Genomic DNA, 20,826 nt, shown 5'->3' with positions numbered 1-20,826 from the left:
CCCGCACCTATCTCGTAGCCCCCTCATGTCCTGTGCAGGGGTGAACCGATAGGAGTACCCGCTGATGAGCATCCGCACCAAACAGTCCCTCGCAGGGTTCGTCGCCACCGATCCGGAGCTGACGTTCACCAGCAACGGTGACGCCCGCGTCTACATGCGCGTCGGGCAGCCTCAAGCACGGTTCGAACAGGATGGCACGTTCACGCAGCTCGACCCGGAGTTCACCGACCTGGTGATGCTCCGCAAGTCCGCCGAGCTCGCACACGAGCAGTTCCGCAAGGGCGACAACTTCATCGCCGAAGGCGAAACCCGCACCTACACCGGCGACGACGGAGCGGAGCGGGAGCAGTTCGTCGCTTCCCGGATAGGACACGACAACAACATCACCCGCTACACCGTCGACCGCGGCGCACCCGAACGCGAGGCACCGCAGCACGAAGCCCCTGGCCGGGAACAGATGCAGCAGGCGCTCGCGCAGCGTGAAGCGGACCTGGACCCTGAACCACCCGCCGCATCCGCCGCGGGCGCGACGGAGCGCGAGGCCGTTGCCCGCTAACCCGTGGGGTTTCCATGCCGGGTGCGGCGACCATCCTCACACCTCCGCCAGGTCGCCGCACCCACCTCTCTTCGCTTTCTCGCGCTGCAGCAGCGGCGCGTCTTTCATTCAGGAGTAGACGATGAACAGTGAACAGTCGCCCTCGGATGTGTCGGGGCCAGACTTCGACGGGGCGGATCTCGGGGACCTCCCGCCCGGTGTGGAGGAGAAGACGCGCGAGCTCGCGAAGCAGGCCTACGTCAGCGACCTCGCGGCAGCGCTCGGGCAAGTGCCACGCCCGATCAACTGGCGCACTCTCCCACCCGGCGACCTCGAACACGAACTCCTCGAACTCAACGAATGGGTGGACTGGCTCCGCCACACCTACGGCCTCCCCGCACAGGTGATCCCTCCGATGTGGCACCGCCACCCGGAACTCTTGTGGGAGCTTTCAGCGCTCAGGCAGCACTGGCTGTTCTGCTTCGACCCGCAAGCCAAAGGCAACCAAGCCCTCGCCTGGCAGCACGACTTCGCGATCGCCCGCGAACGTCTCCGCGACTGGGTCGCGATCTCCGGGACACGCCTGGACCGTGACCGCCCCACCCGCATCACCGTGTGGCCTGGTGGCGAAGCAGACGGCTGGACCGAACACTCCACGGCAGAGGTGCCGGTGGCTGAGCGGACGAAGGATTTCCTGGCGTTCGTCGAAGAACAGGTCAAGGCGCGGACTGCGGAACAGGACGCGACGATCCGGGAGATCGTGAACATCGATTGGAGCGAACAGTCATGACCGAGCAGACCAGCAACGTCCTTGTTTCACCGCTGCGGGACAGCCGCGAGGTGGCGGCGTTCCTGCGGGTATCGGAATCGACGCTGTCGAGGTGGCGGGCGGAGAAGAAGGGGCCGCCGTTCATCCGGATCGGCGGTGTGACGAGGTACCGCATCGAACAGGTCGAACAATGGCTCGCGTCCCTCGATATCGATGAGCACGCCTGACCCCACCGCGCCGCTCTCGGTGCCACCGATCGGGGTGAAGGTCACCACCGATCTTGAACACCGCACGTCCGGGATCCGTGCCCGCGCCCGTTGGATCGACCCGCACACCCGCAAACGTGTCACCCGCGCCCTCGTTGTCCCCGACGAGGAAGCAGCAGACGAGTTCTTCCAGTATCTGCAAGCCTCCGCCGAGCTCGGGATCGACAAACGCATCCTGCTCTCCGACTACGTCGAGATGATCGGAGACCGGTGGCAGCGTGGCCTTGACCCAACCTCCACCGTCGACGGCTACAAGCTCGGTCTCCGCCTCCGCGTGCTCCCCGCGCTGGGGCATTTGCCGTTGTCGCAGATCACGGCCGGGATGGTCGACCGCACCATCGATCAATGGGAGACCCAGCACTCCGCGTCAACGATCAAGAACACCATCGCGCCCCTCGTCCGTGTCCTCGATGAAGCCGTCCGCGACGACCTCCTGCCCAGCAATCCCGCCCGCAACCGCTCCCGGCGCTCTCTCGGTAAATCAGCTCTCAACCTCAAAGAGAACGACCTATCGCCACGCGTGCACGCACTCAAAGACCTCGCGACCCTCACGACTCTGGCGGATCGGTGTGGGGAGGTGCATCAGAGCTACTCCGACTTCGTCATGCTCGGCGCTCTCCTCGCCGCGCGAGGCTCCGAGATCTCAGGCCTCCAAGTCGGCGACATCGACTGGGATCAACGCATCGTCACGATCCGCCGCCAAACCTACCCCGGCGCAGGAGGGCTCGTCACCAAACAAACCAAGGGCCGCGACATCCGCCACGTCCCCATCCTGCAGGCCCTCACACCCGTACTGGAACGCCTCACCCACGACCGCGAGCCCAGCGAGCGGCTACTGACTGGCCCTCGCGGTGGGGTGCTCACCACAGCATCGGTGCGAGATGCGACGAAGTGGGACCAGCTCGTCACCGAGCTTGAGCTACCGAGCCTCACCCGGCACGGGCTCCGCCACACCGGAGCAACCTGGCTCGCCGACGCAGGCATCCCACTCCACGTGCTCCAAGGCATCCTCGGCCACAAATCAATCGAGACCACCCGCGGGTACCTCCACCCCGACACCAGGCACCTTACCGACGCTGCCGCACGCGCCAACGCGTTCCTCGACGGACACGAAAGCCCCGATCGCGACAGCCCCGCTACGTCCAATCGAGCGACGGCACCGCAGCGATGAAAGGGCTGCCGATCGCGGCCAAAACGGGCTCCAGCTCATCCACGCGCTCGCCGCGCTCTCCATCGGCCGGGCCCTCACCGAGGCAGCTCCTTCCGTGGGCGGCCAGTCCCTGGAGGACGCGCTCACGATCGTCCGCGCCTTTCCCCAGCTCGCCTAGGCCACCGCAGCGCCATCGGACTCCGCAGCGGATCCTCTGCCGCAGACGTTGTGCGGGATAATCGTCGCTTGCAGAGTCGCATCGCCCTCCCGCCCATGAGCGGTCGCAAGGTGAGATCTCGCCGACGAGACGTCGTCAGAGGATGAAGGCGGCCGCCACGAGCAAGTACGTGACGACGGAGCGTCGTCGGCCCAGCGAGTAGATGCAGCCGTAGAGCACGGCCGCCGACATCGCATAGAACCCGGTGGCCGGCCCCTGGAGCAGAATGTGCGTCGCTCCCCACGTGCACGCCAGCACGAGTCCGCCCCAGGGGGCCGCGGGAGCTCCGAACCGCATCTCGCCCGCGCGCTGCCCCAGCGCGATGACGAGCAAGATGACGGCGGTCTCGCAGAGGTAGTAGACGAGGAGCAACGCGAACGCGAACGGCGTCGCCGCACCCTGCACGGCGGACAGTCGTTCGTATTCGCCGAGAGGCTTCCACTCCTGCAGGACGAGGAGGCGGATGCCGATCGCGAGAACGACCGCGGCGATGACGCCCATGATGCGAAGAAATGTGTTGCCGCGGAGGGATCCTGCGAACGTCTGATCGAGCGCGCGTACGGGGTTGCGGATCGATCGCAGGATCAGGATGGCGCCGACGAGCCATCCTGCGGCGGTGATCGCCCAGTGCATCAGCGACCCGCCGGGCGAGGCGCCCCACAGCGGATCGAGCAGCATCGTCACGACGAGCTCCCAGCCGAACACGGCGAAGGCGTACAGGGCGACGACGAGATACCGCCCCGCTGTCTTGACTCGGGGCGCTTTCTCGACGTTCGCATCCACCGCACAATCCTACCGATTCTCCCGCACCTCCTCCCTCACGCATACGAGCGTGAGCGGACGCACGGCACCTCTAGCTGAGTTGCCGTACTGCGCCGCGACCGCACAACTCCGATACTGCTCGGGCTGCCGCCCCGCTCGCGGTCGGCGCTGTTGCGGATTGTGGTCGGGCATACTGCCCCGACGCACGCGGGCATGCCGCCACAAACCGATCGAGACGACCCGCGGGTACCTCCACCCCGACACTAGGCACCTCACCGACGCTGCCGCACGCGCCAACGCGTTCCTCGACGGACACGAGAACTCCAACCGCGACAGCCCCGCTACGTCCAGTCGAGCGACAGCACTTGGGCGATGACAAGGCCGCCGATCGCGGCCAAAACGGGCTCCAGGTCCCGGCCAGGTCCCGACTCGTCGCAACGGCCGCAATCGACGCGCCCCGGAGGGCATCAGCACCCGTGGTCGGATGCTTCCATAAACCCCTCCGAAAAGGACAACAGAAACGACGAAGCCCAGGTGAGAAACCTGCTCTCACCTGGGCTTTTCTGTCGGGATGACAGGATTTGAACCTGCGACCCCTTGACCCCCAGTCAAGTGCGCTACCAAGCTGCGCCACATCCCGTTGTTCTATTTTCGAGCCGTACCGAGTCGTTACCGCACTTGACCCCCAGTCAAGTGCGCTACCAAGCTGCGCCACAGCCCGTTGTTCTCTAGCGAGCTGATCAGAGACTGACCCACTGCCGAGGCAACCCCTCTATATTACCCACATTCCGGCGACGCAAATAACCAGCCGGCCAGAAACCCAAGCACCGCCGCAGATTCCACGGTGAGACCACGACGGCACCCCGGGCGCGCCATTCATTCAGACGTGAGATCCACCACACTCGCACCATACGCAACGGCAAGCTCATCGGCCGAGACCAGCGCCCCGAACGCGGGGCTGCCCGAGCCGATCGCGATCCGGCGCCCCGAGAGCCGCGCGTCGATCACCACGGGCCACGAACCGGCAGCGCCCAGCGGTGAGATGGTGCCGCGCACGTAGCCGGTCGCGGCGAACGCGCCGTCGGCGTCGGGCAGCGACAGCTTGTTCACGCCGAGCATCTTGCGCAGCTTCGCCCACGAGAACTGAGCATCGACGGGGGTGAGTACGAGCACGAAGCGATCCTTCCCCTGCACGACGATCGTCTACACGAACTCAAGCCCCTCCACCGGCGCGGGCCGCTGCCCCGGCTCGCGCGACACGAACTCGACCGCGAGCCCGCGGGCCTCGGCATCGGCGGCGGCGAGCGCCACAGCGGCGGGCGATTCAGCGGCGGTCATCGAGACTCCTTGGGTAGAGCAGCAAGCGGAAGGATGAAAAGGCGCAAGCGAACCCGCGGGCGACGTAGAGTACAACACCGCCCCACCGCCCGCGCATTCCCACGCAACACCCGCACCAACTCACGGCGAAACCACCCGCAACCCCAGCACCGAGCCCGCCAACCCGACTACGCTGAGACCATGAGCGACCTCCGAAACCCCGGCGATGCCTGGGTCACCGCCGACGACGGAGGCCGTTACTGGGGCCGCTTCGGCGCTGCCGGCCTGCTCGCCTACGATCACGCACGCGACGCGATCCTGCTGCAGCACCGCGTCACGTGGAGCGATCACGGCGACACCTGGGGCATTCCGGGCGGCGCCCGCCACGAGGGTGAGGGCGCGATCGCCGGGGCGATCCGCGAATCGCAAGAAGAGGCCGGGGTACCCGATGACGCCGTGCGCGCCCGCTACACCCACGTGCTCGACCGCGGCGGATGGACGTACACGACCCTCATCGCCGACGTCACCACCCCGTTCGAACCCGAGATCACCGACCCCGAAAGCCACGCCCTCGCCTGGGTGCCGCTCGACCAGGTCGACGACCTCCCCCTGCACCCCGCGTTCGCGACGAGCTGGCAGCTGCTGCGCCCCCTGCTCGGCCCGCCGCCCACGGTCGTGGTCGACGCCGCGAACGTCATCGGCAGCGTGCCCAACGGCTGGTGGAAAGACCGCAGGGGTGCCGCAGTGCGGTTGCGGGATCGCCTGACCGACTTCGTGCACACCCGCGATGGCATCCGAGCCGGGTTTCTCGACCTTGCCGAGCCCCGCGTGCCGGGCCTCGAACGCGTCTACCCCGATTGGATTCTCGTCGTCGAGGGCACCGCCCGTGGCATCGAGAGCACCGACGCCGTGCACGTGCTCAGCGCCGAAGAGACGGGCGACGACACCATCGTCGGCGCCGTGGAGATGCTGAAGGCCGGCGGGTCGATCACGACCGTCGTCACCAGCGACGCCGAGCTGCGCGTGCGGGTCACCGCCGCGGGTGCCACGGCCATTCGAGGGGTCAAGAAGCTGCTGCGGATCCTGCCCGAAGAACTCACCGAGCCACCCGTCACGGGCGCGCTCGACCTGTAACAGTTCGCCACACTCACGCTTCGGCTATCGAGAAAGCGCGCCAACCTGCAAGTCGCGATAGCCTCGCTCTATGGTCAGAACCGGCACGAGCGCGGCCCGCGGCATCACCCTGCAGCAGCTGAGGTACTTCGTCGAGGTCGCCGCCGAGGGCTCCATCAGCGCGGCCGCCGACCTGCTCTACGTCTCGCAGCCCACCATGTCGGCCGCACTCAAAGACCTGGAAAGCCGCGTGGGATCGACTCTCTTCGTGCGCTCCACCCGCGGGGTCACGCTCACCGAAGACGGCACCGAGTTTCTCGGCTACGCCCGGCAGGTCACCGAGCAGGCCGAGCTGCTCGAGCAGCGCTACCTCGGCCGCGCACCCTCGCGCCGGCTGCTCGCGGTCTCGACGCAGCACTACTCGTTCGTCGTCGACGCGTTCGCCCGCATGGTGAAGGCGTCGGGCGCCGCGGAGTACGCGTTCAGCCTGCGCGAGTCGCGCACCTGGGACATCATCGAAGACGTGCGCACCCTGCGCAGCGAGCTCGGTGTGCTCTTCCGCAACGACTTCAACCGCAACGTCATCGACAAGCTGCTGCGCGACTCGGGGCTCACCTTCACTCCCCTGTTCCTCGCGACCCCGCACATCTTCATTGCGCGCACCAACCCGCTCGCGGGCCGCGCCCGGGTCACGCTCGACGACCTCGATGAACTGCCCCGCCTCACTTTCGACCAGGGCGCCAACAACTCGTTCTACTTCGCCGAAGAGATCCTCTCGACCCGCTCGGTCGCGCAAGACATCCGCGTCAGCGACCGCGCCACCATCTTCAACCTCATGATCAGTCTGGGCGGATACACGATCTCGACCGGCATCATCTCCGACGATCTCGACCCCTCGATCGTGGCCGTGCCACTCGACGTTGACGAGCGCATTGAGATCGGGTGGATCGGCCAGACGCACATCGCACTCACCGCGCAGGCGCAGCGCTTCGTCGATGAGATGCGGGACGTCGTCGCCGACTTCGGCGTCGAGCTCTTGACATAGGTTTTGCCTCTGGCAGAGCATCGCCCATACCGATGGGGCTATATCCCCGGGTTCTGCCTACACTCGAAAACATGACATCCGAGTGCACGTTCAGCATCAGCACCACCCGCTTCGACGAAGACTACGCGCCGTCGGCGAACTCGCGCAGCACCACCAACTTCGCGAACCTCGCCCGCGGCGAGAAGCGCCAGGAAAACCTGCGCAACGCGCTCACCATGATCAACAACCGCTGCAACGAGCTCGTGCACTGGGACAACCCGACCCGCGACCGCTACCGGGTCGAGCTCGACATCATCTCGGTCGACCTGCACCTGCCGGCCGCCGAAGACACCGCGTTCCCGATCATCGAGATGCTCGACGTGCAGATTCTCGACAAGCACACCGGCCAGCGCGTGCCCGGCATCGCGGGCAACAACTTCTCGTCGTACATCCGCGACTACGACTTCAGCGTCGTGCTCCCCGCGCACAAGGCGAGCGGCGCGAAGGGCCTGCCGGGCGACTTCGGCGACCTGCACGGCCAGGTCTTCGCGCGCTTCCTCGCGTCTTCTGCGTATCAGGATCGCTTCGCGCAACCTCCCGTCATCTGCATCAGCGTCTCGACCTCGCGCACGTATCATCGACTCGTGAACGAGCACCCCGTGCTGGGCGTCGAGTACCAGCAAGACGAGTACTCGCTGACCGACCAGTACTTCGCGAAGATGGGCCTGAATGTGCGCTACTTCATGCCGCGCGGCGCTGCAGCCCCGCTCGCGTTCTACCACCGCGGCGACCTGCTGAACGACCACTCGCCGCTCGCACTGGCGGCGACGATCGGCACGATGGAGACCTTCCAGAAGATCTACCGCCCCGAAATTTACAACGCCACCACCTCGGCCGCCGACGTCTACCGCCCGACCCTCGAGAACGCCGACTTCTCGCCCACGCAGGTCTACTACGACCGCGTGGAGCGCAGCCAGCTCGGCACCATCCAGGGCAAGTTCACCGAAGTGAACCTCATGCAGCCCTACGGCTCGGTGCTCGAGGCGTGGGTCGCGGGCGACGCGGGTGCTGCAGAGTCGGTGGCGGATCCCGCACCGGCCTTCGCCTGACCCCGACCGCCAGCAGCCGTCTTGCAGCCCTGGCCCACCGCGCCACTGACCGCACGTCACAACCCTGAGGAATCATCGATGAACGCACTCCTGCCCACCGCGATCGTTGGCAGCCTGCCGAAGCCGTTGTGGCTCTCTGAGCCCGAGAAGCTGTGGTCGCCCTGGAAGCTTGAGGGCGACGACCTCGCGGTCGGCAAGCTCGATGCGCAGTCGCTCGCGGCCGAGGAACAGCGTCGCGCGGGCCTCAGCATCATCAGCGACGGTGAGCAGACGCGTCAGCACTTCGTCACGACGTTTATCGAGCACCTGAGCGGGGTCGACTTCGAACGCCGCGAGACGGTGCGCATTCGCAACCGCTACGACGCGAGCGTGCCGACCGTCACGGGTGCGGTGAGCCGAGAGCGCTCAGTCTTCGCCGAAGATGCGAAGCGCCTGCGCGCCGAGACCGACCAGCCGATCAAATGGGCGCTGCCCGGCCCGATGACGATGATCGACACGCTCTACGACGCGCACTACCAGAGCCGCGAGAAGCTGGCGTGGGAGTTCGCGACGATCCTGAACCAGGAGGCGAAGGAGCTCGAGGCTGCCGGCGTCGACATCATTCAGTTCGATGAGCCCGCGTTCAACGTGTTCTTCGACGAGCTGAAAGATTGGGGCGTCGCCGCCCTCGAGCGCGCCACCGAGGGCCTGAAGGCGCAGACCGCCGTGCACATTTGCTACGGCTACGGCATCAAGGCGAACAACGACTGGAAGGCGACGCTCGGCGAGGAGTGGCGCCAGTACGAGGAGTCGTTCCCGCTGCTGCAGCAGTCGTCGCTCGACATCATCTCGCTCGAGTCGCACAACTCGCGCGTACCCGTCGAGGTCATCGAGATGCTGCGCGGCAAGAAGGTCATGCTGGGCGCAATCGACGTCGCCAACGACACCATCGAGACGCCAGAAGAGGTGGCCGCGACGCTGCGCCGTGCGCTCCCCTACGTCGACGCCGACAAGCTGATTCCGAGCACCAACTGCGGCATGGCCCCCCTCTCGCGCGGCGTCGCCCGCGACAAGATGGTGGCGCTCGCGGCGGGCGCGGAGCTGCTGCGCACCGAACTCGCATAGCCCGGGTGGGGCCGCGCGCGGCCCCACCCGCTCGCTACCTCACCACCGGCCGCCCGTCGCCCGTCACCCGTCGGCCCTCCACCCGGCAACCCGCCACCGGCGCTCATCACCCAATCTGCACTCAGCAGAACAAATCCGCCCCGCCGAGGGTGATGACCGCCGATTGGGTGCTGGCGGCAGCGGCTTCTCGGCCTCCGGCCCCGCCACTTGCCGCCCGTCGTCCGCCGGCTGCCCACCGCCGACCCACCCCCTGCACTCATCACCCCAATCTGCACGCAGAGGAACAAATCCGCCCCGCAGAGGGTGATGACTGCAGATTGGGTGCTGACGGCAGCGACTGGGCGAAGACGACTAGGCGAAGACGACTGGGCGAATAGGGACTACGCCGTCACTGGCGCCGCGGGCGATGCCGGGTCGCCGGCGCCCGCAGCCCCACTCGCATTTTCGGCGGTGTCGCGTCGCCGCAGCGCCGCCACGATGCCGAACGCGATGAGGCCCTGGCCGAGCGTGTAGGTGAGCATGACGAGCCCGTTCGTCCAGATCGATGTGCCGGGCACGAAGAGCCGGAACGCGAGGATCGCGTCGGAGAGCAAAAACAGCGCGCCGCCCAGCCCCACGATCGGGCCGCACCGGGTCGCCATCGCGGCGGTCGCTGCGAGCAGCACCCCGTAGGCCATGACCGCGCCCGAGAGCGATTTCGTGTGCGGCAGCAGCAGGGCGATGAGCACGAGGTACGCGACAACGTACACGAGGCTCCACGCCGGTAGTCGGCGCACCGCGATGCCCCGACCGCGCCACATCAGCAGCACATACGCGACGTGGGCGATGCCGAAACACGCGAGCATCATCGGCAGCTCGTCGCGGAACATCGGGAAGAACCACCGCGCCCCGTCGCCGAGCCACGAGAACACAATGGCGATGACGAGCATCGCGAGCGCACCCACCGGCACCGGCCGCACGCGCAGCCCCGGTAGGAACACGAGCGACGCGACGACGGCGGCGACGAGCAGCGGCATGAGCAGCAGTTTCGTCCAGCCTTCGAAAGCGTATTGGCCGAAGCAGGCGATCACGTGCACCACGGAGACCACCGCGTACGGAACGAATGGCCACAGGGCACGGGTGCGCTCGGTCATACTCGCATCATAGGGCTCGCGGGGCATCATCGCAGTGCTTGAGTGGCGGGGTTGACAGCGTTTCGACTCCGCTCGAACCGGGTTACGGCTCGACCAAGATGCCGTCGTCGTCGCACCACACCTGAGAGCCCGGCTTGAACGTCACGCCGCCGATCGTGACGGGCACGTCGAGCTCACCCGCCCCGGTCTTCGTGGATTTCGCCGGGTTCGACCCCAGCGCCTTCACCCCGAACGGCAGCGTGCCGATTGCGACACGATCGCGAATGGCGCCGTTCACGATGAGGCCCGCCCAGCCGTTGTCGCAGGCGAGCTCCGCGATCATGTCGCCGACCAGTGCGGTCTCCAGCGATCCACCGCCGTCGATCACCAGCACGGCACCCTCACCCGGGCCCGAGAGCACCTCTTTGAGCAGCGCGTTGTCTTGATGGCACTTCACCGTGCGCACGACGCCCGTGAAGCCGGTCATACCGCCGATGTTCTGGAACTGCAGCGAGACCGACGCCAACTCGCTGCCGCGCTCGTCGTACAAATCTGCGGTGCTGACCTGCGCCATGATGTTGCTCCCCTCTCGCGGCCAGCCCTTCCGGTGACCGCATGCCGACGTGGTGTCGGCGTGTGCGTCTGACGTTACCCGCATCCTCCGACATTCGGGTGAGGCGCGGCAATCGGGGGCAATCCGGCGCGAGTTCGTCACGCCCACGCAACACGTGCCGCGATCCCGAACTGTACAAAAGTACATGTACACATGTACAGTTACTGGCAGACCCGCACCCCGCCGCGGATCAGTGTCACTTTCTGCGCCAAATCACCCCGGTTTCGCGCAGAAAGTGACACCAATCCGCAGGGTTAGCGTGAAACCCCAACCCGGAGCATGATGAACGCAGAGACAGCCACGCAGGCCGCACCGCGTCGACGCGACCCCGAGGGTCGGCGCCGGGCGATCCTGGAGGCGGCCACCGCGATCATCGTGGAGCAGGGCCCCGCCGCCCTTACCCACCGCGCCGTCGCCGCACGCGCATCGGTGCCGCTCGGGTCGACCACCCAGCACTTCACGTCGATCGACGACCTACGCGAGACCGCGCTGCAAGCACTCGCCGACGAGATCGACGAGGCGCTCGCCCGCCTCGAGCCGCTCGTCGCGAACCTGCTCGAAGACCCCGGGCCCGTCGTCGACGAACTGCTCAGCTATCTCAACGACGAGCGCTGCGTGCACGCCGACATCGCGCTCATGACCGCCGGCACCACCGACGAGCGTCTGCGCGCGCTCGCCCTGCGCTGGCCCGAACGCCTTGTCGACATGCTCGAGCCGTGCACCGGTGCCGAGCGCGCCACCGCGATCGCGGTCTTTCTCGACGGGGCGACGATGCACGCCGGCCTCACGCGCACGCCGCTCGGTCGCGATCAGATCACGCGCGCGCTGACGGCGCTCGCGACGATGCCGGTTCCCGACCTCTCAAAATAGTGGGGGCGTCGGCGGCACAGCCGACACGGCGCTCCGGATCGCACGCACCCGATCCGCCCAGCGCCTCCGATGCCCCACCCCTCACCCATCCCACTCCGGAACACAGCGACCCTGGAAAGGCCGTGACCATGTCCGATCTGCACCCCAACCAGACCCCGACGAACTCGAACGCCACGCACGGCGACGCCGCACACGCCGCACCGGCCACAGCGCCCCGCGCCCCGCTCAGCAAGCGCCGCCGCTGGGCCGCGCTCAGCGTGCTCACCGCGAGCCTGCTCGTGATCACGATGGACATGACCATCCTGAACATCGCGCTGCCCGAGATGGCAGCCGAGCTGCACCCGACCTCGTCGCAGCAGCTCTGGATCATCGACGTGTACTCCCTCGTGCTCGCCGGCCTCCTGGTCTCGTTCGCGGCGATCGCCGACCGCTGGGGCCGCAAGCGCATGCTGCTGCTCGGATACACGATCTTCGGCGCCTCGTCGCTGCTGGTGCTGTTCGTTACGAACGCGGAATCAGTCATCGCGATCCGCGCGATCCTCGGCATCGGCGGCGCGATGATCATGCCGATCACACTGTCGCTGATCCGCGTCATCTTTACGAGCGCCCGCGAGCGCGCCACCGCCCTCGCGATCTGGGCGGCGGTTTCGGGCCTCGGCGCCGCGTTCGGGCCGCTCATCGGCGGCGTGCTACTCGAGCACTTCTCGTGGCACGCAGCGTTCTTGGTGAACGTGCCGCTCATGGCGATCGGCGTGATCGCGGGCATCTTGATCCTGCCCGAGTCGCGCGTCGCGCATCCTGGCCGCTGGGACTTCATCGCCGCCGCACTCTCGCTCGTCGGCATGACGCTGCTTGTGTGGGCGATCAAGACATTCGGCAAGGAAGCGAGCGTCTTCGTACCCGAGGCGATCGTCGCGTTCGTCGCCGGCGCCGCGCTGCTCGTCTGGTTCGTGCTGCGCTGCCTCCGCAACGACGCCCCGCTGCTCGACCTCGGCCTGTTCCGCAACCGCGTCTTCTCGGCCGGCACGATCGCCGCACTCGGCTCGACGTTCGCCATGATGGCCGCGCTGCTGCTCATCGCGCAGTGGTTGCAGCTCGTCGACGGCGCGTCGCCGGTCGAGGCGGGTGTGCGCCTCTTCCCGATCGCGATCACCGGCGCGCTGGCCTCGCTCGCGGCCCCGTCCGTCGCACGCCGCATCGGCGCGCGGGCCGTACTCTCGGGCGGCCTCGGGCTCGCGGGGCTCGGCATGCTGCTCATCGGCGTGCAGCCCGGCACGCTCTCCCTGCTCACGGTGATCATCGGCCTGTGCCTCGTGGGCGCGGGCACCGGATCCCTCGCCATCGCCTCCGCAATGATCATGCACGGCTCCCCCGAAGAGAAGGCGGGCAACGCCGGCGCGATCGAAGAGACGTCGTACGAGCTCGGCGCCGTGCTCGGCGTGGCGATCCTCGGCAGCATCTCGGCGCTGCTCTACCGCACCGAGTTCATGGGCGCGAGCGTGCTCACGGGCATCGACGGCACTCTCGCGACGCAGGCCGAGGAGTCGCTCGGCGCCGCGGTCTCGATCGCGGGCGAGCTGAACCTCCCCGAGCTGGGCCAGCAAGCGGGCGTCGCGTTCACGCACGCGATGCAAACGACCGGGATCGCCGGAGGCGTCATCATGTTCGCCGTCGCCGTGGCCGTGTTCGTGACGACGCCCAAGGGCACTGACGTCTCGGAGGCCTCACACTAGGTACGCGCACGCCGGACACCCAAATTTGATGGCAGTTTGGTGCGCTAAAACCCCGAATAGTGCACCAAACTGCCATCAAGTCTGCGGACGCGGGCTTCGAAGCCGCCCCGCGCCCCAAAACTTGATGACCCGTGTGATGCGCCAAACCCCCGAATGGCGCACCACACGGGTCATCAAATTTGCACGAGACCGCAGCCCCTCGACCGCCTCGCACGGAGCACCGCGAGCGAGGGCTGAGCGAACTGGGCGCGGCGATCCGGCACCGGGGTCACCCTGAGCCACCCCCTCACCGCACCCTGAACACCCCTGACCCCGGTACTGCGCGAAGCGGTACCGGGGTCTCATGCGGTTGATACCTCGGGCCGACGCGCGGCACGGGGGTGCGAACGTACCTTGGAATCATCGCGGACGAACAGCCGGTTCGCCCCGCACCGAGAGGAGCACGCCATGAGCGCCACACTGACCCCCGACGTCGCAGAGACCACCACCCACAACACCGCGAACACCACCGTCGCCCCCGATACCGCGCCGGTGCCGGCGAGCAACGCCGCGTCGACCGGCTCCGTGCCGTTCCCGAACGGCCCGGTCGCCAGCGACCACTCGCGCGCCTTCACCATCACGAGCTTCGTGCTCGGCATCGCGTCGGTCGCGAGCGGCTGGACCTTCTTCGCCCCCATCACCGGCCTGATCTTCGGCATCCTCGCGCTGCGCCGCGGCACGCAAGATCGCGCACTCGCGCTCTGGGGCGTCTGGCTGAACGTGGCGATGCTCGCCATCTGGGCCGTCATCGCTCTCGCCGGCGTCGCAGTCTTCGGCTTCGCCGCACTCGCGCATCTCGCCGCGGTCTAACCCGCTCAGGGCTGCGGGATCACCGCTCGTGCGTCATCTCAACCGCGTCAGGTCGCCTGGGTCGATACACCCAGGTGACCATGACGACCGAGATGATCATGAGCAGCAACCACGAGACGATCTTCTGCCCCGACACGAATTCCCACCCCTCGGTCTGGTTCGGGTAGAGCCAGGCGCCCGAGAGTGTGCCGATGTTCTCGGCGATCCAGATGAACACGGCCACCCCGAGAAACACGGGCAGCAGCGGCACCTTGAGGGTGGCTCGCCAGATGCGGAAGTGCATCATCGTCGGGAACCACAGCAGCACGACGGCGGCGAGCAGGATCCACCGCGCATCGAACACATAATGGTGCGTGAAGAAGTTCGCGTAGATCGCCACCGCCACTACGGTGGTCGCCCAGATCGGCGGATACCGCGTGAACCGCAAGTCGTGCAGCCGATAGACGCGCACCATGTACGACCCGACCGCGGCATACATGAACCCGCTGAAGAGCGGCACCGCCCCGATGCGCAGCACCCCGTCGGCCGCGTACGCCCACGAACCGACGTCGGTCTTGAACAGCTCCATGACGGTGCCCGTGATGTGGAACAGCACGATCACCCAGAGCTCGCGCCCGCTCTCGAGCCTGCCCACGAGCATTCCGATCTGGATCGCCACCGCCGCAATCGTCATCGCATCATTGCGGGCGAGCACCGCATCGTCGGGGTACCACAGCCGGGCCGCGACGATGACGACGAGCATGAGCGCCCCGAAGATGCAGGCCCACGCCTGCTTCAGCAGGAAGACCGCGATCTCGAGGAGCACCGCGCGGGCGCCGCGCTCCGGTTTGCCCGCGAGGAGGCGCCGAGCGGTGCGGTCGATGGCACCCTCGAGCGGGGTGAGCTGCCGGGGCGCTTCTTGTCGCTCGCCGGCACTCCCGCCGGGCTGCTGCGCGCGCTCGCGCGGCTCCCCCGCTTCCCCCGCTGACGCTGCACTCCCCATGCAGAGAGGCTAGCGTGCGCCGGCTGGGGATCCCGCGCCGCGCCGCCTGGCTCCTCGCTCCCCCGCCTCACTTCCTCGCGCCGCTCCCCCGCCACCACCTCGCCCCGAGCGCACCACTTTTTGCCGAGTGCACCGGTTTCTGAGGGGTGCACTCGCGCGAGAACGGTGTGCTCGCGGCCGGGGTGGGCGGGCGGGGAGGAGCAGGCCAGCGGCATTCGGCACAGCAAGCATCGGGCAGCTGGGCGCCCAGCACCCCGCCCCCACCCAACCACACACGAAAGCGGGGCCCGGAATCCTCAGATTCCGAGCCCCGCTCGCACCTCACCAGCCCTACGGGCGGGGGCGCCGCTCGCGAATGCGCATGTTGATCACGATGGGGCTGCCCTCGAAGCCGTAGCGTTCGCGCAGGCGTCGCTGAATGAAGCGGCGGTACTGCGGGTCGAGGAAGCCCGACGTGAAGAGCACGAATGTCGGCGGGCGGTTTTGCACCTGGGTGCCGAAGAGGATGCGCGGCTGCTTGCCGCTGCGCAGCGGGTGCGGGTGCTCCTGCACGAGCTCGGCGACGAACGCGTTGAACTTGCCGGTCGGCACGCGGGTATCCCACGATTCGAGCGCCTGCTCAAGCGCGGGCACGAGCTTCTCGAGGTGGCGACCGGTGCGCGCCGAGATGTTGACGCGGGGTGCCCAGTCGACGTGCGCCAGGTCGGTCTCGATCTCGCGCTCGAGGTAGCGGCGACGATCGTCGTCGAGCATGTCCCACTTGTTGAAGGCGAGCACGAGCGCGCGCCCCGATTCGAGCACGAGGTCGATGATGCGCAGATCCTGATCCGAGATCTCCTGCGTCACGTCGATCAGCACGACGGCGACCTCGGCCTTTTCGAGCGCCGCGGCGGTGCGCAGCGAGGCGTAAAAGTCGGCGCCCTTCTGCAGGTGCACGCGGCGGCGAATGCCGGCGGTATCGACGAAGGTCCAGACGCGGCCCGCGATCTCGACCTGTTCGTCGACGGGGTCGCGGGTGGTGCCGGCGATGTCGCTGACAACGGCGCGCTCTTCGCCGGCGGCCTTGTTGAGCAGGCTCGACTTGCCCACGTTGGGGCGGCCGAGCAGTGCGACGCGGCGGGGGCCGAGCAGCTTGGGTTGTGCGACGGCCGATTCGTCGGGCAGCACGGCGATGACCTGGTCGAGCAGGTCGGCGACGCCGCGGCCGTGCAGCGCCGAGATGGCGTGCGGCTGGCCGAGGCCGAGCGACCAGAGCTGCGCGGCTTCGCCCTCGAGCACGGCGTCATCGACTTTGTTGGCGATCAAGAAGACGGGCTTGTCGGTGCGGCGCAGCAGCTGCACGACGCGCTCGTCGGTCGCGGTCGGGCCGACGCGCGAGTCGACGACGAACAGCACGACGTCGCAGAGCTCGATGGCGACCTCGGCCTGCAGTGCGACCGAGGCGTCGATGCCCTTGGCGTCGGGCTCCCAACCGCCGGTGTCGACGAGGCTGAATCGCGTGCCCGTCCACTCGGCCGGGTAGGTGACGCGGTCACGGGTGACACCCGGCTTGTCTTGCACGACGGCTTCGCGACGGCCGAGGATGCGGTTGACGAGCTGCGACTTGCCCACGTTGGGGCGTCCGACGATGGCGACGACGGGCAGCGCCTCGGCGACCGGCTCGCGGAAGCCGAGGAACTCGCCCTCGTCGCTGATCATCGCGAGGTCATCGTCTTCAAGGTCGAAGCCGTCGAGGTTGGAGCGCATGGCGCGCAGGCGCTCTTCATCGGTGACCGACGGGTCGTACCCTTCGCCCACGATCACGTCGTCGGCGAAGTCGGCGGCGTTGAAGACGCTCTCAGTCTCGTAGTCTTCCGGGTCGAACTCGGGAGCGGCGGCCACCTGGCTGCCGTCGGGGTTCACCTGCATCACCTCGGGGCCGTCGAATTCGGCTCCGTCGCTGACTGCTCCACCGTTCACTGGGCTGTCGCCGCTGTCGGCGGCGTGCTTGCCCGCACGCTGAGGGGTCTGCTCGCTCATCATTCGCTCTCTTCCGCGGCACCCTGCGCCGCTCGTACGATATCGACGACAGCCTGCACCGACTGCTCGAAGTCTAGATCGCTCGTATCGACGAGCGTTACCCCCGGGGCCGGGGTGAAGAAGTCCACGACGAGCGCGTCCTTCGCGTCGCGCGCCTCAATCGCGGCCAGCACTTCGGCGTGCGTGAGGCCCGGCAGTTCACCGGCGCGGCGCTGCGCTCGCACATCGGCCGACGCGGTCATCAGAATGCGCACGGGCGCATTGGGCGCCACCACGGTCGTGATGTCGCGCCCCTCGATGACGACGCCGGGCAGCCCCGACTCGGCGACGATCTCGCGGAACATCGCGTTGAGCCGCTCGCGCACCTCGGGGTGCTTCGACACCCGGCTCACGAGACCGCTCACGGCGTGCTCGCGAATCGCGTCGGTCAGCGCATACGTGCGAGACGTCTCTCCATCGTTCCAGACGACGGTGACCTGCTGCGGCCCGCGCAGCGTGATCGCATAATTCCAGTCGCGCAGGATCGCCGCGACGGCGTCGGCATCATCGAGATCGGCACCGAGCTCGGTTGCCATCCAGGCGAGCGCGCGGTACGCGGCGCCCGTGTCGAGAATGCCGAAGTCGAGACGCTCGGCAGCCGCGCGCGAGACGCTCGACTTGCCGCTGCCGGCCGGCCCGTCGATGGCGACGAGCAGCGGTGCGCTCGCGCCCGCGTGCACAGCCGCCGCGGGGTCGCTCGATGCCGCGTTCTGCAGTGCAGCATCAGTCACAGCGTTCTCCATCCGCGTTCGACGAGATCGGCGACGGCTCGTTCGGCGACTTCTGGCAGCACAGCGATCTCGGCGAATCCGATCTGGGCGCCCGGCGAGTGCTCAAGGCGCAAGTCTTCCATGTTAATGCCAAGTTCTCCGAGTTCGGTGAGCAGCTTCGCAAGCTGGCCCGGAGAATCGTCGATGAGCACCGTGATCGAGGTGAATCGCTCGGACGATCCGTGCTTGCCCGGAATACGCGAGACCCCGTTGTTGCCCGCCGAGAGCAGGTCGGCGATGCGGCGCCGCGCGCCGGTCTGCGCGGGATCGCGCAGCGCATCGGCAAACGCAGCCACATCGGCGGCGAACGCGTCGAGCAGCTCGACGACCGGTGCACTGTTGGCGCCCAGGATCTGCACCCACAGCTCCGGGTCGCTCGACGCGACGCGCGTGGTGTCGCGCAACCCGGCACCGGCGAGTCCGATCGCCTGCTCCTGGGCGGGCACGAGGCGCGCGGCGAGCAGGCTCGACACCACCTGCGGCAAATGCGAGACGAGCCCGACCGCGCGGTCGTGCTCTGCGGGAGTCATCTCGAGCAGCACGCCGCCGAGGTCGAGGGCGACGGCCTCGACGACTGACAGCACCTCGGCCGAGGTCTCGCCGTCGCGGCAGACCACCCAGGGGCGGGCGACGAACAGGTCGGCCCGGGCCATGATGGCGCCACCGCGCTCGCGGCCCGCCATCGGATGCGAGCCAACGTAGTTGGCGAGGTCGATGCCGCGACGGGTGAGCTCTTCGAACGGCGCCAGCTTCACGCTCGCGACATCGGTGACGACCGCGCCGGGGTAGGTGCGCAGCGCGCGTTCGACCACGTCGGCGGTCACGTCGGGCGGGGTCGCCACGATCACGAGTGCAGGCTCGGCATCTTCAGCGGTGCGCAGTCGCCCGGCGCCGTAGTCGGCGGCGAGCGCAACCGTGGTCGGCGACAGGTCTTCGAGCGTCACGTCGACGCCGCGCTCGCGGAGGCCGAGCCCCGCGCTCGCCCCGAGCAGTCCGGCGCCGATGATGTGCACTGTGCCCCGGGTGCGCGCTGCGAGCGGTGCACGCTCCCCCGGCGCCCGCAGGTGCGCACCGGCTGCCGGCGCGACGGTAGCCTGCGATTCAGCTGCCTGCGATTCAGCTGCCAATGATTCAGGCGCCGGATCACCGGAACGCCCGGCCGCGGTCAACGATTCGGGTGCTGCCGCGCTCATCGTCCGCCCTGCTTCCGACCGCCGCGGGGCCCGTTCGATCCACCGCGCTGCTGTGCCTGACTGCCACCGCGCTGGGGGGCTCGACCGTTGTTCTGCTGCTTCGGACCACCCGACGCGCCGCGCCCGCTGTAATCGTCGAAGCCACCGCTGCCATCGCCCGAACGCCCGCGACCGCCTGCGCGATCCGCGCCATCCGCGCTACGAGCCCCGTCACCCTTCGGCCCGCCGCGCCCGTGCGGATTGCCCCGCGCCGCCGTGCCACGCATACCGCGCGCGCCGGCGCCGTCACCCGGTCGACCCGCGGTCACCTCGCGACGCTTCTTCGCGGGCTTCCCGGCTTCGGTCGGGGCGCCGCCCGGGCGGCTGCGGGTGTCGGCGCTCGGCGATCCGGCACCGCGTTCAGCACTGTCACCCGAAGCCCCGCCGTCGGCAACCGCCGAGAGCAGCGCCCCGCGTTCGGCCGGCGCCAGCTCGCGCAGCTCGCCCGAGCGCAGCGTGCCGAGGTGCAGCGGCCCGAACTGGCGACGCACGAGCTCGACGACCGGGTGCCCGACCTCGGCGAGCATGCGGCGCACGATGCGGTTGCGGCCCGAGTGCAGGGTCAGCTCGACCAGGGAGTGCGATGCGCCGGTACCGTTCGGCAGCAGCTTCGCGCGGTCGGCGTGAATCGGCCCGTCTTTGAGCTCGACCCCGTCTTTGAGCTGCTGAATGACGGCAGCCGTGACGCGCCCGCGCACCTTCGCGATGTATGTCTTCTGCACCCCGAAGCTGGGGTGAGCGAGGCGGTGCGCGAGATCGCCGTCGTTCGTGAGAATGAGCAGGCCGCTGGTGTCTTCGTCGAGGCGCCCGACGTTGTAGAGACGGTCTTCGACCTGGTCCGCAAACTCGCGCAGATCGGGGCGACCGTTCTCGTCGCTCATGGTCGAGACGACGCCGGTGGGCTTGTTGAGCACGAAGTAGCGCTTTGAGACGTCGAGCTGCACGACGACGCCGTCGACGCGCACCTCATCGGTATCCGGATCTACGCGTGAGCCCAGCTCGCGCTCCTCCACGCCGTTCACGGCGACGCGTCCGCTCGTGATCAGCGTCTCGCAGGCGCGGCGCGAGGCGACGCCCGCGTGCGCGAGCGCCTTCTGCAGGCGAACGCGCCCGTCATCGTCGTGCGCCGCATCGCCGCCCTCCCCACCGGCAGCGCCCGAGCCGGCACCGGTGATGGGCCGATCCCACCCGAACTCCGCGAGGTCGACCTCGATGTTCTCGCCGTCGACGGAGAATGATCC

20 protein-coding genes, 1 tRNA gene and 1 pseudogene are annotated in these 20,826 nt (G+C 68.2%); 11 read left to right on the top strand and 11 right to left on the bottom strand.

Annotation, left to right across the window (positions count from 1 at the left end):
- The first annotated feature begins 64 nt into the window (after nt 1–64).
- The 4 genes from ACZF5Y_RS04335 to ACZF5Y_RS04320 all read left to right on the top strand — a co-directional run bounded on the left by ACZF5Y_RS04335 (nt 65) and on the right by ACZF5Y_RS04320 (nt 2,741).
- Nucleotides 65–556 (top strand): single-stranded DNA-binding protein, encoded by a 492-nt coding sequence (locus tag ACZF5Y_RS04335; protein ID WP_497534596.1) that lies wholly within the window; start codon nt 65–67, stop codon nt 554–556.
- A gap of 121 nt (nt 557–677) precedes the next feature.
- Nucleotides 678–1,325: a hypothetical protein gene (locus ACZF5Y_RS04330; protein WP_497534595.1), complete on the top strand. Its 648-nt coding sequence runs from the start codon at nt 678–680 to the stop codon at nt 1,323–1,325.
- The gene (locus ACZF5Y_RS04325; RefSeq protein WP_497534594.1) at nt 1,322–1,531 is read left to right on the top strand and encodes a helix-turn-helix transcriptional regulator; all 210 of its coding nucleotides are present in this window, start codon (nt 1,322–1,324) and stop codon (nt 1,529–1,531) included. Before ACZF5Y_RS04330 ends, ACZF5Y_RS04325 begins: the two co-directional genes overlap by 4 nt.
- Nucleotides 1,518–2,741, top strand: coding sequence for a tyrosine-type recombinase/integrase (locus tag ACZF5Y_RS04320; protein WP_497534593.1), 1,224 nt, complete (start codon nt 1,518–1,520; stop codon nt 2,739–2,741). The genes ACZF5Y_RS04325 and ACZF5Y_RS04320 overlap by 14 nt, the downstream gene beginning before the upstream one ends.
- A gap of 292 nt (nt 2,742–3,033) precedes the next feature.
- Here the strand turns inward: ACZF5Y_RS04320 and ACZF5Y_RS04315 are convergent, their stop codons facing one another.
- The 4 genes from ACZF5Y_RS04315 to ACZF5Y_RS04300 all read right to left on the bottom strand — a co-directional run bounded on the left by ACZF5Y_RS04315 (nt 3,034) and on the right by ACZF5Y_RS04300 (nt 5,037).
- Nucleotides 3,034–3,720 carry a hypothetical protein gene (locus ACZF5Y_RS04315; protein WP_497534592.1) on the bottom strand — a complete coding sequence of 229 codons (687 nt, stop codon included), beginning with the start codon at nt 3,718–3,720 and terminating at the stop codon, nt 3,034–3,036.
- A gap of 545 nt (nt 3,721–4,265) precedes the next feature.
- A tRNA-Pro gene (locus tag ACZF5Y_RS04310) sits at nt 4,266–4,339 on the bottom strand.
- 236 nt (nt 4,340–4,575) lie between these two features.
- On the bottom strand, nt 4,576–4,893 hold the full coding sequence (locus ACZF5Y_RS04305) for an aminoacyl-tRNA deacylase (protein ID WP_497534591.1): 318 nt from the start codon (nt 4,891–4,893) through the stop codon (nt 4,576–4,578).
- 9 nt (nt 4,894–4,902) lie between these two features.
- Nucleotides 4,903–5,037 carry a hypothetical protein gene (locus tag ACZF5Y_RS04300; protein ID WP_497534590.1) on the bottom strand — a complete coding sequence of 45 codons (135 nt, stop codon included), beginning with the start codon at nt 5,035–5,037 and terminating at the stop codon, nt 4,903–4,905.
- Nucleotides 5,038–5,217: 180 nt separating this feature from the next.
- Between ACZF5Y_RS04300 and ACZF5Y_RS04295 the strand changes: the two genes are divergently transcribed.
- The 4 genes from ACZF5Y_RS04295 (at nt 5,218) to ACZF5Y_RS04280 (ending at nt 9,366) form a co-directional block, all read left to right on the top strand.
- Nucleotides 5,218–6,150, top strand: coding sequence for an NUDIX hydrolase (locus ACZF5Y_RS04295; RefSeq protein ID WP_497534589.1), 933 nt, complete (start codon nt 5,218–5,220; stop codon nt 6,148–6,150).
- 70 nt (nt 6,151–6,220) lie between these two features.
- Nucleotides 6,221–7,174 carry a LysR family transcriptional regulator gene (locus tag ACZF5Y_RS04290; protein ID WP_497534588.1) on the top strand — a complete coding sequence of 318 codons (954 nt, stop codon included), beginning with the start codon at nt 6,221–6,223 and terminating at the stop codon, nt 7,172–7,174.
- A 71-nt stretch (nt 7,175–7,245) separates the two neighbouring features.
- On the top strand, nt 7,246–8,262 hold the full coding sequence (locus ACZF5Y_RS04285) for a putative oxygenase MesX (RefSeq protein ID WP_497534587.1): 1,017 nt from the start codon (nt 7,246–7,248) through the stop codon (nt 8,260–8,262).
- A 78-nt stretch (nt 8,263–8,340) separates the two neighbouring features.
- On the top strand, nt 8,341–9,366 hold the full coding sequence (locus ACZF5Y_RS04280; protein ID WP_497534586.1) for a methionine synthase: 1,026 nt from the start codon (nt 8,341–8,343) through the stop codon (nt 9,364–9,366).
- 380 nt (nt 9,367–9,746) lie between these two features.
- Here ACZF5Y_RS04280 and ACZF5Y_RS04275 read toward each other — a convergent pair whose 3' ends face one another.
- Nucleotides 9,747–10,499 carry a lysoplasmalogenase family protein gene (locus ACZF5Y_RS04275; RefSeq protein WP_497534585.1) on the bottom strand — a complete coding sequence of 251 codons (753 nt, stop codon included), beginning with the start codon at nt 10,497–10,499 and terminating at the stop codon, nt 9,747–9,749.
- An 82-nt stretch (nt 10,500–10,581) separates the two neighbouring features.
- Nucleotides 10,582–11,052, bottom strand: a complete 471-nt coding sequence (gene rraA, locus ACZF5Y_RS04270; protein WP_497534584.1) for a ribonuclease E activity regulator RraA — start codon at nt 11,050–11,052, stop codon at nt 10,582–10,584.
- A gap of 321 nt (nt 11,053–11,373) precedes the next feature.
- Between rraA and ACZF5Y_RS04265 the strand changes: the two genes are divergently transcribed.
- The 3 genes from ACZF5Y_RS04265 to ACZF5Y_RS04255 all read left to right on the top strand — a co-directional run bounded on the left by ACZF5Y_RS04265 (nt 11,374) and on the right by ACZF5Y_RS04255 (nt 14,543).
- Entirely contained in the window at nt 11,374–11,961 is a 588-nt protein-coding gene (locus ACZF5Y_RS04265; protein ID WP_497534583.1) for a TetR/AcrR family transcriptional regulator, read from the top strand.
- Between the two features lie 128 nt (nt 11,962–12,089).
- Nucleotides 12,090–13,694: an MFS transporter gene (locus tag ACZF5Y_RS04260; RefSeq protein WP_497534582.1), complete on the top strand. Its 1,605-nt coding sequence runs from the start codon at nt 12,090–12,092 to the stop codon at nt 13,692–13,694.
- A 447-nt stretch (nt 13,695–14,141) separates the two neighbouring features.
- Entirely contained in the window at nt 14,142–14,543 is a 402-nt protein-coding gene (locus tag ACZF5Y_RS04255; RefSeq protein ID WP_497534581.1) for a DUF4190 domain-containing protein, read from the top strand.
- A 19-nt stretch (nt 14,544–14,562) separates the two neighbouring features.
- On the opposite strand, the gene ACZF5Y_RS04250 is transcribed toward ACZF5Y_RS04255, so the two are convergent.
- The 5 genes and pseudogenes from ACZF5Y_RS04250 to ACZF5Y_RS04230 form a co-directional block, all read right to left on the bottom strand.
- On the bottom strand, nt 14,563–15,525 hold the full coding sequence (locus ACZF5Y_RS04250; protein WP_497534580.1) for a DUF817 domain-containing protein: 963 nt from the start codon (nt 15,523–15,525) through the stop codon (nt 14,563–14,565).
- A gap of 330 nt (nt 15,526–15,855) precedes the next feature.
- The gene (gene der / locus ACZF5Y_RS04245; RefSeq protein ID WP_497535293.1) at nt 15,856–17,433 is read right to left on the bottom strand and encodes a ribosome biogenesis GTPase Der; all 1,578 of its coding nucleotides are present in this window, start codon (nt 17,431–17,433) and stop codon (nt 15,856–15,858) included.
- A gap of 110 nt (nt 17,434–17,543) precedes the next feature.
- Nucleotides 17,544–18,314 (bottom strand): (d)CMP kinase, encoded by a 771-nt coding sequence (gene cmk, locus ACZF5Y_RS04240; protein WP_497534579.1) that lies wholly within the window; start codon nt 18,312–18,314, stop codon nt 17,544–17,546.
- A complete protein-coding gene (locus ACZF5Y_RS04235; protein WP_497534578.1) occupies nt 18,311–19,546 on the bottom strand; it encodes a prephenate dehydrogenase in 1,236 nt (411 codons plus the stop codon). Before ACZF5Y_RS04235 ends, cmk begins: the two co-directional genes overlap by 4 nt.
- A gap of 437 nt (nt 19,547–19,983) precedes the next feature.
- Nucleotides 19,984–20,685, bottom strand: a pseudogene (locus ACZF5Y_RS04230) (pseudouridine synthase); the annotation flags it as partial.
- Nucleotides 20,686–20,826: the final 141 nt, after the last annotated feature.

Source organism: Leucobacter sp. WKLB1 (genome assembly GCF_059696215.1).
This window is presented reverse-complemented; position numbering and strand designations above follow the sequence as displayed.